8 protein-coding genes and 1 other RNA gene are annotated in these 12,746 nt (G+C 39.9%); 2 read left to right on the top strand and 7 right to left on the bottom strand.

What is annotated here, in order from left to right:
- Window positions 1-267: 267 nt before the first annotated feature.
- Window positions 268-636: a transfer-messenger RNA gene (ssrA, locus tag ACK2WI_RS03685) on the bottom strand.
- Between the two features lie 327 nt (window positions 637-963).
- Between ssrA and ACK2WI_RS03680 the strand changes: the two genes are divergently transcribed.
- Window positions 964-1,830 carry a hypothetical protein gene (locus ACK2WI_RS03680; RefSeq protein ID WP_409149809.1) on the top strand — a complete coding sequence of 289 codons (867 nt, stop codon included), beginning with the start codon at window positions 964-966 and terminating at the stop codon, window positions 1,828-1,830.
- A 60-nt stretch (window positions 1,831-1,890) separates the two neighbouring features.
- On the opposite strand, the gene hisD is transcribed toward ACK2WI_RS03680, so the two are convergent.
- The 6 genes from hisD to ACK2WI_RS03650 all read right to left on the bottom strand — a co-directional run bounded on the left by hisD (window position 1,891) and on the right by ACK2WI_RS03650 (window position 9,533).
- Window positions 1,891-3,177: a histidinol dehydrogenase gene (gene hisD, locus ACK2WI_RS03675; RefSeq protein ID WP_409149808.1), complete on the bottom strand. Its 1,287-nt coding sequence runs from the start codon at window positions 3,175-3,177 to the stop codon at window positions 1,891-1,893.
- A 1-nt stretch (window position 3,178) separates the two neighbouring features.
- Window positions 3,179-4,030, bottom strand: a complete 852-nt coding sequence (hisG, locus tag ACK2WI_RS03670) for an ATP phosphoribosyltransferase (protein ID WP_093095827.1) — start codon at window positions 4,028-4,030, stop codon at window positions 3,179-3,181.
- 254 nt (window positions 4,031-4,284) lie between these two features.
- The gene (locus tag ACK2WI_RS03665; protein WP_093095829.1) at window positions 4,285-4,581 is read right to left on the bottom strand and encodes a hypothetical protein; all 297 of its coding nucleotides are present in this window, start codon (window positions 4,579-4,581) and stop codon (window positions 4,285-4,287) included.
- Window positions 4,582-4,820: 239 nt separating this feature from the next.
- Window positions 4,821-7,400, bottom strand: coding sequence for a DUF5686 family protein (locus ACK2WI_RS03660; protein ID WP_409149807.1), 2,580 nt, complete (start codon window positions 7,398-7,400; stop codon window positions 4,821-4,823).
- 454 nt (window positions 7,401-7,854) lie between these two features.
- Complete coding sequence (locus tag ACK2WI_RS03655; protein ID WP_093095836.1) at window positions 7,855-9,045, bottom strand: EamA family transporter; 1,191 nt, start codon at window positions 9,043-9,045, stop codon at window positions 7,855-7,857.
- Window positions 9,046-9,053: 8 nt separating this feature from the next.
- Complete coding sequence (locus ACK2WI_RS03650; RefSeq protein WP_093095838.1) at window positions 9,054-9,533, bottom strand: Lrp/AsnC family transcriptional regulator; 480 nt, start codon at window positions 9,531-9,533, stop codon at window positions 9,054-9,056.
- A 248-nt stretch (window positions 9,534-9,781) separates the two neighbouring features.
- Here ACK2WI_RS03650 and ACK2WI_RS03645 point away from each other — a divergent pair, with 248 nt between their 5' ends.
- Window positions 9,782-12,706, top strand: coding sequence for an FAD-binding and (Fe-S)-binding domain-containing protein (locus tag ACK2WI_RS03645; protein ID WP_409149806.1), 2,925 nt, complete (start codon window positions 9,782-9,784; stop codon window positions 12,704-12,706).
- Window positions 12,707-12,746 lie beyond the last annotated feature (40 nt).

The following is a 12,746-nucleotide window of genomic DNA, read 5'->3' as shown; positions in this document are numbered from 1 at the left end:
ACCTATTCTATCTTAATATTGAGCTGAGAAACAAATATATTTTGTCCGAAATAAGTCCGAAAATAGCAAAATCCACTGATTATCAGTGGATTTTGTCGGGGTGGCAGGATTCGAACTATTTACTATATCTTCAGAAATTTCAGAATTAGACGATTATTAAATGAACTGATCAATCAAATTTCTTAAATGTATTAAAACAAAAACACCCAAAAATATCGGGTGTAATTTTGGGTGTAAAACTTGTAATTAACTGTTTTACAAGTCGTTTTGTGGAGCCGGAGGGATTCGAACCCTCGTCCAAACATAGTATGATTTACGCTTTCTACATGCTTAGCTTCTCTTTGATTGTCGGGAGAGGGAAGGTGAGTCGCTTACCTATACCGTACTCCGTAGTTGCTGTTTCTCGTCCTTACTTAGCAACGTCGCAAGGACCAGTTCTACGATTCGGTGCCTCGGATGTCAAGCGGTAGAACAATGCTTGACGAGACAAAAGCTAAATCTTAATTCTAAATTAAGCAGCTAAGGCGTAGTTTTCTTCGCCATTTGAAAAGTTGAAAGTTCAGATTAAAGTGCTAGACTAACAATGCACTGCATGCTTACATAACCATCGCTATCCTGTCAATTCCGGTCGACCCCGTTATGTATGGGCAACAAATGTAATCATTTTATATGACTTCAAAAACCCAATTAAGTTTAATTGGATAGGATTTTATAAACATATTTGCTATATTACTGTTTTAAAAGATGATAAGTTAAAATATTGTCCTGATTGAATTAATATGCTCTGACTTTATGATTTTTGTTTTTAACAACAGTACATATTATACAACAATACCGAAACTTATTTCCTGTAAAATTGAACAATACTGAAGGCAAAATAAGCCTCTATGAATAAAATAATGAGATTTTGATCATCAAAACCTCAAAGGAACAGATTACTGAACTATACAAAAACTATAAACAATGGCTGAGGAAAACAACGCGAAAACAACAGCTACGGAAACTGCAGAAAATAACAGTCCCGTTAAACCTGTAAGAGCCACTACTAGAAGAGCTCCTGCAAAGACAACTCCAGCAAATAAACCAGCTGCGAAAACCCCAACCCCGAAACCGAACCCGACTTCTGGGAATTCTGGTGGCGAAGGAGCAGGAACTCGCGCTCGTAAGACGTCAATCCCTAATGTTAAAGTTAGTCCTGTGATTGCTGATACTTCTGCAAAAACTGCCAGCAAGAAAACAGCAACAGCTAAAACTACTACTGCAAAATCTGCTGCAGCAAAACCTGCAGCCAAATCATCAACTCCAGCTGCTAAACCTGCGAGCCCTGCTAAACCAGCAGCAGCAAGTACGGCAAAAGCTCCGGTAGCGAAATCTACAGCAACTAAGCCAGAGGCTAAACCTGCTGCAAAGGCAGAAGCTAAAGCTACAGTTCCGACAAAAGCTGAAGAGGTGAAAATTGAAAAAGAAGCATCTTACAAAGAAGAGGTTCCAAACAATAAAACCGTTAAGGAAAACCCTGAGAAAAAAGCAAAGGATAAAAAAGCTGACAAGAAAGCTGTGAAAACTGTGAAAGCAAAAGATGATAAGAAATCTAAAGACAGCAAGAAGAAGAAAGAGGAAGCTAAAGTAAAAGAGGAAAAGCCAAAAGCTAAAAAAGCCCCTAAGAAAAAAGCTAAAAAGGATTCCGCTAAAGCAAAAGATGAAAAATCTTCTAAAAAAGCTAAAAAGAACGAGGGTAAGACCTTAAAGAAACTAAAAACTGCTTTCGCTGAAATCTACCATAAGATCGTAGGTGAAGATAAAGGCAAAAAGAAGAAGAAAAAGAAATAATTGAGGAATCAATCGAAATTGAAAAGGGATCTCCGCTCGGAGATCCCTTTTTCTGTTTCTTTATTTTTTTCGGATGCTCACAGCATTCTTATGGGCATGTAAGCCTTCCAGTTCGGCCAATATCTCGACGGTTGAACCGATCTGTTGCAAGCCTTCTTCTGAAATATGTTGAAAGGTAATTTTCTTGACAAAGGAATCCACCGATACACCGGAGTACGATCTGGCAAAGCCAGATGTAGGTAAGGTATGGTTTGTACCTGAAGCATAATCGCCAGCACTCTCTGGCGTTAGGTGGCCCAAGAATACAGAGCCTGCATTCAATACCCTATTGATTAGGGTTTTCCATTCATTGGTCTCCAGGATCAAATGCTCTGGAGCATATTGATTCGAAAAATCCATCGCTTCTTGAAGGGTATCCGCAACAAGCATATATGAATTTTGCATCGCTTTCTCAGCCAATTCTTTTCTTGGCAAAACTTCCAATTGTTTCTTCAGCTCTGCCTGCACCGCTTCGGTTATGGTGGTAGATGTTGCCACCAAAATCGCTTGGCTATCGATCCCATGTTCTGCCTGTGCCAATAAATCAGCTGCTACATAGGCAGGATTGCAGCTTTCGTCTGCAATCACCAGTACTTCCGAAGGTCCAGCCGGCATATCGATGCTGACGTCGGTCAATCCTTGGATCAAACTTTTTGCCTTGGTCACAAATTGGTTTCCAGGTCCAAAGATCTTATTGACCTTAGGAATGGTTTCCGTACCATAAGCCATTGCGGCAATCGCTTGGGCTCCGCCAACCAGATAAATCTTATTGATCTGCAATAATTTTAAGCAGTAGGCCACAAATCCATTGATCTTGCCATTGTTTTGCGGAGGTGAACAGACTACGATCTCCTTGCATCCCGCAATTCTTGCCGGAACACCTAGCATCAACAGCGTGCTTGGCAGTACCGCTGATCCGCCGGGAATATATAGACCTACTTTTTCGATCGGTCTTACCTCGCGCCAGCATTTTACACCGGGCATGGTTTCCACCGTACGTTCGCGTTTCAGCTGGGTCTGGTGAAATTTATGGATATTCTGGAAGGCGATTTCCAAAGCTCGCATCTGGTCCCTAGAGATGGTCGATGCCAAGGCATCGATATCATCCTGCCCCAAATAAAGCTGCTCCAGATCTACCTTGTCAAATTGCTTTGCATAAGATTTTAGAGCTTGATCGCCATGCGCCTTCACTTCCTCAATGATATTGAGGACCGTATCTTGGATCGCATGGTTCGGATCGGTGTTTCTATTCACCAATTCCTGGATCTGCTCCTTACTTAAGTCTTTATATAAATAGGTTTTTAGCATGTTACATTATGATTTTTTCGATCGGCATCACCACGATTCCCTGTGCACCTGCCGCTTTTAGTTTGTTGATCTTTTCCCAAAAGTCATCCTCAGAAATTACGGTATGTACCGCTACCCAACCTTCTTCAGCTAATGGAACAACCGTTGGGCTCTTTACACCGTGCAAGAGCTCGGTAATTTGGGACAAGTTCTTTTTCTCCACGTTCAATACCACATATTTCGTTTCTTTTGCGCGCAGAACCGATTGGATTCTTTGCAAGAGCTCACAGATGATGGGGTTCTCTTCAAGACCATCTCTACCGATCAATATCGCTTCTGAATTTCTTACATCCACAAAAGGTTTCAAACCATTGCTTTTTAGGGTTCCTCCGGTCGATACAATATCACAGATGGCATCACTCAGGCCCAAACCCGGAGCAATCTCCACAGATCCAGAAATCATCTGGATATCAGCGTTGATCTTATATTCATCTAAAAACTGTTGTAGGATATTAGGGTAGGAGGTTGCGATGGATTTGCCGTTCAGGTCTTCAAGGCGGTCGATGCTGGAGTCTTTCGGTATGGCCAGTTTCAAGGTACATTTGCCAAAACCCAAACGCTGCAAATATTGAACATTCGATAAGGTTTCCTCGATCACGTTCTCTCCAACGATGCCGAGGTCAGCAATTCCCTGTTCTACATAGCCTGGGATATCATCGTCTCTTAAGAATAATATTTCAAGTGGAAAGTTGGATACAGTTGTAATTAATGAGCTTTTATAGTTTTCGAAGTCCAATCCGCAATTTTTAAGTAATTGAACTGATTTTTCGTTTAATCTACCTGATTTTTGGATAGCAATTTTGAGATTTTTCAAAATGTAGAGTTTATGTTGAGTGAAAAAATTATTAACAATAAAGAATCTGGGGGTTACTTGCGCTCCACGTAGAAGCCAATACTAATATCTATCGCCACAATGGCGATGATGCATTACGTATTGATGTGTACAAGCGTTCTTCATTTTAATAACGCAACAAAAGTAATGGATATCAACTTTCTATGCAAGGAAATTATCAAAAAAGAATAGACTAGGTATTTTGTGCCTCAAACCAGCAGGGGGAGCCTATTATTTTACAACATCGACCAAATAAACCAACCCGCGAAAATAATCTGGACGAATAAAAATAACTTCGACAAGAAACCAGGGGTCCGGGCAAAATAGATGATGGAGAAAATGCTGAGGATGATCGCTGAGGCGATTAGTAGGGTATGGTCGATTTTCCAGAGGTTACCAAATCGCTGTTGTGCATCTTCAAAACCATTGGAGTTTTCAGTAAAATAAATCCAAGTGGAAATATAGAACACATTCAGCAACAAGGAGAAATATGCTGCTACCGTTTTGATGATATTCCAAGTTTTTGGATCCATGATCAAATTTTAGATTCTTAAATTTAATCATTCATTCGCATATTTCCTATTAACTACCTATTACAAGTGTTTCATTGATAGGTACCTAATACAAAAAAAAAGCGGACACTAGGCCCGCTTTTCTTAGTCAGCTGATACAACTTCTACACATTCCAAACACACATTTTCTATCACTGACCCTCTTCACATTATTTAAACTATTTCCACATTTACTAACCCTCTAAAATCTCCTTCGCTCTTTAAAAATCAAACTTCACTCGTGCACGGATTCCCCATTCTGGAGCATCTGGATGATCTAAATAGTTTAATCTCTTTACCACATCAACTCGTAATACTTTAAATATATTGGCTACACCGGCACTTGCCTCCATGTAGGGTTTATTTCCAAAGGTAAAGGACATCTGTTCACCCGATCCATTGGTCTGCCAATCATAAACTTGATTGTTCAGGCTCGGGTTGTTACTGTCACGCAATCCACCATAGACGCCTTTGAAACTAAAGACCTCTCTCAACTTCAGTTTTTTCAATAATGGAACTTTATTGAAAATAAAACCATTCATATAATACTGCACATTCCATGAAGCGTGATGATCGGAAATGAATTCCATAAAGTTCATCAAGTTATACGACTGTAATTGATAAGCGTACGTCTGGTTTGCACGATGTATGTTCAATACTGGGAAAGGCAAGTTATTACCAGCAATGTAAGTTCCATCTACGTTAATGTCAGCATAACCCAATTGCGATAGGTAGAATCTCTTGAAAATTCCAGCAGAGAAGTTATGGTAATTGTATTCCCCACCAAATACTCCTTTCACGCCCGCTGTATAGTTGAAGGTCATGATCGGGTATTTATTGAAAATTGGAGTCCTGTATAATTTTCCCTGATAGAATTCTTCTTTTGGAGCATAACGGAATCCAACGTTGAATTCAGTGCTCTGCAAGTTGTTCACGATCTTATGTGAACCATCCGCCATTGGTAGGGTATAGGAAAGAACACCGGCTGGCGTTTGTTTCCAAGTTCCCAAACCTGCATTCATCGAGAAGTTATTGCTGAACTCTACCTTATAATCCAATCGATAAACCTCATTGTACAGATAACTCTTGTTCTCACCACGTTTAAACGATAGCAATACATTATCCTCTTGAACGAACTCTAAGTTCTGTCCAGGGATTTTAGTGTCGTATGAAGCAGACACCCGCAAATAATGCTGTGGAAATTTATAGATCGACTTATTGTTCAAGGAATAAGTTCCTGCTAAGAAATATTTCCATTTTTGGTCCTCAAATCCGTAAGCACCATATCCTTCCGCATAGAAACGCTTGCTCAATTGCTCTGTGGTACGACCACCAACACGTAAACGGAAGCCTTCTACAGGATTATAGGAATAAAATGTGTTCACAGGACCGATTTCAACTGGACCTGCTTGTTTATATCCTGACAAGACCAATGCAGAGATATCCATAAAGGTTCGGAAAGATGGCATGCTCTGTAAAGAGTCAATATTCGTATAGATAGAGCGTTCCGATTTGGAAAGCGGCTCAGGCCGTAAGGTAGCCCAATAGCTTTCGGATTTTGTTTCTGCTACCTCTTGCTTCTCCTCCGGGATAACTACATATTTATCTGGTACCGCATAGATGCTATCAGGACGGACATTGCCATTGACGTAATCATTGATCAAGACAACGCGTTTACCTTTGATCCCCTTACCTTTATTGGTAATGGAGAAATCGATGCCTAAACTTGATTTTGTCAAGTAATACTTATTGTCATTGGTTTTATTGAAACCAAGTTCAATGTTCAAATCCCGAACAAAGTTCAAGTTGATCTCATCACTGACGGTCATTTCAGCGCCTTTTACAGCATAATTTCCATCCAGTGTCACATAAAGCTTTCCTTTAAACAAAAGATCGTTTTTATTTCTAGGGAAGAAGCTTAACTCTACCAAAGATTCATTTTCATTCTTTATCGTGTCTGTAATGTAGAAACGATAGAAGGTAGGTGCCGAATTGGCGATTGGACTCAAAAATTGATTCGTCAAGATGGTGATATTGTTGTCATAGATCTCCACCTCATCATAAAGTCGGTTGAAGTATTTACTTAGACCATCATTATCAATAAATTTTGGGTCAAACTCAGCCTTACGGTCTGCTATGATATATTGCTTTTTGGCGTTAGGGTCTTTTCTAAAGTAAACCTTTGAAAATTTCTCTTCCATATAAGCCGGCAATACATAGTTTGATGCTGTCTGTGCAGTATCGTCCTTTTCAAATAGGAACTGATATTTCTTGAATACCTTTTTGTTCTTGAACTTTTCATCCAAATTGCTCAATCCCAAACTGATCTTTTCGTATTGATCGTATTCAGCATAAGCCTGGCCTGTCAAGCGGTTTTGATCACGATGTTGGACCACCTTTCTGATCAATTCTACTGCAGGATTGTTTTTGTTGGAATATTTGCCTCTTTTAGGAGCTCTGACTACAATTTCCTCAATCGAGTTGGCAGGGAACAACATCACGCGGATAGTTTGTTCTCTTTCAGCACTTACAGGGTACTCTTCAGGATCAAATCCTACCGAACTGATTTTGATTTTCTTATACTCTGCTGGAATGGTCAGGGTATACTCTCCATTTTCATTGGAACTTGTCCCAATATCCTTATTGGCGCCCATTACTTTAATGGATGCATAAGGGATAGCCTCATAGTTATCAGCGTTCATTACCTTCCCCTTGATGGTGATGAAACTCTGGGCAGATAGGCCTTGGAACGAAAAAATCATTCCGATTAGTATGGCAAAGTAAAATAATCTCGTTTTCATGCTATGACTTTTTGACTTTTTATGCTTTGTGTTCAAAAAGTATTGCAAATAAAGATAATATTGATGATTTATTAAATAGTCCTATTGACGATTTGACTTTTTTATGATAATTAGTCAATAATTATTTGTTGTTATGACAATTTGTTTACAGGAGGATTCTGCTGCAAATAAAATCGGTGTAATAGTCTTCTTGATTTGTAACATTGGGGTGTTTTTTTCGGACCTTGCTTTGACCTCATTCGAGACACATTCGGTAAATTCCGAATGTGTCTCGAATAAAACCCAAGTTGACAACGTAAATTTTGAATCTATTTTACTGTTAAAATTTGAATAGCTGGGAAGGAGAGTTTGGCAGAAGACTCAGATGGCTCATCAGTCATTGAAGAATAATCGAATCTAATAAAAAAAGCGGCTGTATTTGCAGCCGCTTTTAAAATAATATGGTTCTATTTTTCTAATCGTAGAATTCCTGATCAAAGTTTTTTCCTTTGCTTTTATCAGTAGCATCATTCTGCGGATTAGAATTCCCTTTTTCTGGGTTATCCTTCGGTTTTTTAGTTTTCTTCTGTCCAAATTCGGCCACCTCCACGATCCTTGGGATACTACTTTTGGGTGCCATATGGCGCAGTTTGCGGATTTTACGCCTGCGTTTATAGTTTTTGATAATGGAGCTATCTCGATATAGGTTCCAATTCATCAGCAATACACTGAACAGCACGACAGCAAGTCCGATGATCTGCATGCGGCTGACCAAATGATCAGTAAAGAAGTGCACCAGGATTAGGGCAACAATTGGGTTGACATAAGCATAGGTACTGACCTCTGTGGCTGGACGATACTGCAATAAGAAAATATAACAGCTGAAGGCCAAGATGGATCCCATTAAAGCTAGATAAACCATGGCTCCCCAATATTCTAATGGAACTGATCCAAATTCGAAACTTTTATATTCTCCATTCAACAAAGCAACAGTGGTAAAGGCCACACCCGCCACGACCATTTGCCAAGCAGTCTTGACCATTACATTTAGGTCTTCTTCTGGCTCTTTAGCAGTGTTTGGATCAGCAGACTTCTTGTTGTCCGATTTCTTATTGTACTTTGAAATAAGTGAACCTACGGTCCAGCCAATGGTTCCTACAGTCATGACGATCATGGCGGTAAGTTTTTTGTCATTGTCACCCTCATTTGCTGAAGCTCCAAAAATCTGCTCTGCAAATAACATGACAACACCGAGGAAACCAAGGATAAGGCCTAATAAGGTCGGTATGCTGGAGAAGTTTTCCTTCCATTTTGGTTTATCCAGGATAATGAACCAAATAGCGGTAGCTGCAGAAAGAATAGATACGATGGCGCTAGAGATATACTGCTCTGACCAGATAATGGCCGCCATATCAATAAAAAGTAAAAGGAAACCGACCAATGCGGCGTCTTTTACAGCACTCTTAATATAAATTTTATATCCTTTTACCCAACAGTAAAACATCAGCAGTGATCCTGCAATGATGAATCTGATAGACCCCAATACAAAAGGAGGGAAAGCGTGCAAGGCTTTCTCAATAAAGAAAAAGGTAGATCCCCAAACGATGTACACCACCAAGTAGGCAAAGATGATGATGCTGCCTGATGGATTTGATGATTTTACCATGTTTTATATTAATCCTTTGACGGAATTACTAATTTATTATCTTCTTTTACTGTCTCTAGAACGATAGTAGTTCTTGTTGATATGATACCTTCTATCTTGCTCAGGGTGTTGCGCATAAGGTCAACAAGTCCTGCAGAGTCATTGGTTCTCACTTTAATCAGGTATCCATCTTCTCCAGCAATATCATGGACTTCCAATACTTCAGGTATTTCGGCCAAAAGTAAACCTACTTTCTGGACACCGATGATATCCTGGGTTTTGATAAAGATGAAAGAAAGCATTTTTTGATCTAGAGCAGCAGGGTTGATCCGGGCATTATATTGTAGGATTACCTCCTTCTGTTCCAGTTTTTTGACCCTTTCCAAAATTGCTGAAGGGGCCATGCCTAGTTCGCGAGCAATATCAGCATTATTCGTGCGGGCATTGTCCTGCATGATTCTGATAATCTGAAGATCAATTTGATCCAATGAAATTTCTAGTTTCGCCATAATGGCGCAAATATCGGTAAAGCCGAATTAAATTCAAAGAAAATAGGTAAAAAAAGAATTTTATTCAGTGAATTATGACTTTATTAGGATAGGAAAGATTTTTTTGAGCAAGCAATTGTAATTTTTTCTCAAATTATTGTTGCTGAGGTTTATACGAATATAGTCAATTCGAGCTAGATATGGAAATATATGTTTATCCTTATAATTAGTGAAACAATGTGTAGTTTTGTTATTCAATCTATCTTATCGTGTCAGTACAGTTAAAATTAGCTGCCTTAGCAGAATCCCTAAAGGGAGATTTCTTTTATGATGAAAATATAGCATCTCATCAGACGATGCGTTTAGCCTATTCTACTGATGCTTCGGTGTATCAGGAGTTACCATTGGCAGTCTGTATTCCCCAAGAAATAGAAGATCTAAAGACCTTAATTCGGTTTGCAAATGAAAACCAGGTTACCTTGATTCCACGTACTGCCGGAACATCATTGGCGGGTCAAGTGGTGGGTGCCGGGATTGTGATCGACATCTCTAGGTTCTTCAATCAGATATTGGAAGTCAATCAAGAAGAGCAATGGGCGAGGGTTCAACCGGGAGTGATCCGGGATGACCTGAATGCCTATTTGAAACCATATGGGTTGATGTTTGGGCCGGAAACTTCTACAGCCAGTAGGGCCATGATCGGCGGGATGATAGGAAACAATTCATCCGGTCTACATTCAATCGTTTGGGGAGATACGCGTCATAATCTATTGGAAGCTAATGTGATATTGGATGATGAGTCTGAAGTGCAGTTTAAAGAACTGAATGAAGCTGCTTACTTTGAAAAGCTGTCCTTAAAATCTCGTGAAGGTGATATTTATAGAAACCTGAACGCTCTATTGACCAATAAAGAAAACCAAGATGCCATCCATGCGGGGTATCCTAAGTCTGAAATTACCCGTCGGAATACAGGTTATGCCTTGGATATGTTATCAGATACCAGCCAACCATTCAATCTATGTCGACTATTGGCAGGATCGGAAGGGACAATTGGTATTATTACGGAAGCAAAAATAAAGTTGATGCCCCTTCCTGCAAAGGAAATTGGCCTTCTATGTGTTCACTTCAACGATATGGTAGAATGTATGCGCGGGAATGTCATCGCTTTGAACAATAAACCTGAAGCTTCCGAATTGGTCGATAAGTATATTTTGGACTTTACGGTTGGTCACCCGACCTATCAATACAACCGATTTTTTATCGAGGGTGATCCTGAAGCCTTATTGATCGTTGAATTTAGGGGCAATAGCCAAGAAGAGATTACGCATAAAGCCGAGCGCTTGGTCCATGAACTAAAAGCCGCGGGATTGGGTTATGCCTATCCTTGGATTACCGGTGTTGAAAAAACCAACCTGGTTTGGGATGTGAGAAAGGCCGGATTAGGATTGATCCGGAACCTGCCTGGCGATTCTCAACCGGTCAACCTTATTGAGGATTGTGCCGTTTCTCCTGAGGATCTGCCGGCCTATATATCCGATATACAAGAGCTGTTGAAGGAAGAGCAGGTACATGCTTCGTATTATGCCCATGCCGGCGCAGGTGAGCTGCATATCGAACCCTTCATAAACCTCAAGACAGCTGAAGGGAAAAAGCAGTTCCGCCGGATTTTAGAGAAAACCACGGATTTGGTCTTGAAGTATAATGGTTCATTAAGTGGTGAGCATGGTGATGGTCGATTGCGAGGAGAGTTTATTGGTAAAGTCTTAGGTGATCAAGTATATCAACTTCTGTTAGAGGTAAAAAACATATTTGACCCAAACAATATATTTAATGCAAAAAAGATAGTCGATACACCTCCAATGGATACCCATTTGCGTTATGACCATGTTACGGATGCGAAGCAAATCAAGACCTATTTTGATTTTACGAAGAATGAAAGCATCCTTCGTTTGGCGGAGAAATGCTCGGGTTCTGGGGACTGTAGGAAAACAGAAATAACCGGTGGTACGATGTGTCCATCTTTTATGGCAACTCGGGACGAGAAAGATACAACCCGGGCAAGGGCGAATATGTTGCGTCAATTTCTGACCAACTCGACCCAGAGTAATCGATTCAATCATGAGGAGATCAAGGAGGTAATGGATCTTTGCTTGAGTTGTAAGGGCTGTAAAACGGAATGTCCGTCTAGCGTCGATATCGCGAAGATGAAGGCCGAATTCCTGCAGCATTATTATGATGCCAATGGTAGTCCGTTTAGAGCGAAGTTGATTGCCAATTTTACGGAATCTCAAAAATTGGGTTCTTTAGTTGCTCCAATCTATAATTTCTTTGCAACAAATGGTTTTACCTCTAGCATCATAAAATCAGTAGTGGGTTTTGCTCCTGGGAGGTCATTGCCAAAAGTGCATGGAACGACATTTAGTAAGTGGGCTTCCAAACAACCTCTTAGTAATAATAAACGCAAGGTTTTTCTATTTAGTGATGAGTTTACAAATTACAATGATACCGAAGTAGGGATCACTGCCCATAAATTATTAACTGCTCTGGGATATGAAGTTATCGTTCCTAAGCTAAAGGAAAGTGGTAGGACTTATTTGTCGAAAGGTTTTGTAAAGAAGGCAAAAGAATTGGCAAATCAGAACGTAGATTTAACCTCGCAGGAAGTCACTTCGGAGAGTCCATTATTGGGTATTGAGCCTTCAGCAATTATTACATTTCGCGATGAATATCCAGATTTAGTGGATGAGTCAAAACGTGAGCAAGCTAATATATTGGCGAAGAATGCCTTGATGATCGATGAGTTTTTGGTCCGTGAAATGAAAGCGGGTAGGATACATCCTGAACAATTCACGGCAGAACCTCAAAAGATCAAGCTACATGGTCACTGTTATCAGAAAGCTTTCAAATTGGTGGATGCTACCAAAGAGTTTTTATCCTTCCCTTCGAATTATGAAGTAGAAGTTATACCTTCAGGTTGCTGTGGTATGGCTGGATCATTTGGCTACGAGAAGGAGCATTTTGAGGTTTCCCAAAAAGTAGCTGAACTGGTTTTATATCCTACATTGCGCAAAACTGGCCAAGAATACCTTATTGCAGCAGCCGGAACAAGTTGTAGGCATCAGATCAAGGATGGGCTTCAGCGTAAGTCATTCCATCCAGTTGAGATTATATATGACGCTTTGATCAAGAAATAATAAACAAATTTTGTAATTTATTGTATTAAAAATAAACGAA

This window comes from Sphingobacterium sp. BS-2, from assembly GCF_046161205.1.
Lineage (GTDB): Bacteria > Bacteroidota > Bacteroidia > Sphingobacteriales > Sphingobacteriaceae > Sphingobacterium > Sphingobacterium mizutaii.
Note: the sequence above shows the minus strand (reverse complement) of the source record. Positions and strands in the feature narration are given on the sequence as shown.

Excerpts from the sequence above, each read along its gene's own strand:
- ACK2WI_RS03680 (WP_409149809.1), top strand. The coding sequence starts at position 964 with ATGGCTGAGGAAAACAACGCGAAAACAACAGCTACGGAAACTGCAGAA.
- hisD (WP_409149808.1), bottom strand. The coding sequence starts at position 3,177 with ATGCTAAAAACCTATTTATATAAAGACTTAAGTAAGGAGCAGATCCAG.
- ACK2WI_RS03665 (WP_093095829.1), bottom strand. The coding sequence starts at position 4,581 with ATGGATCCAAAAACTTGGAATATCATCAAAACGGTAGCAGCATATTTC.
- ACK2WI_RS03660 (WP_409149807.1), bottom strand. The coding sequence starts at position 7,400 with ATGAAAACGAGATTATTTTACTTTGCCATACTAATCGGAATGATTTTT.
- ACK2WI_RS03655 (WP_093095836.1), bottom strand. The coding sequence starts at position 9,045 with ATGGTAAAATCATCAAATCCATCAGGCAGCATCATCATCTTTGCCTAC.
- ACK2WI_RS03650 (WP_093095838.1), bottom strand. The coding sequence starts at position 9,533 with ATGGCGAAACTAGAAATTTCATTGGATCAAATTGATCTTCAGATTATC.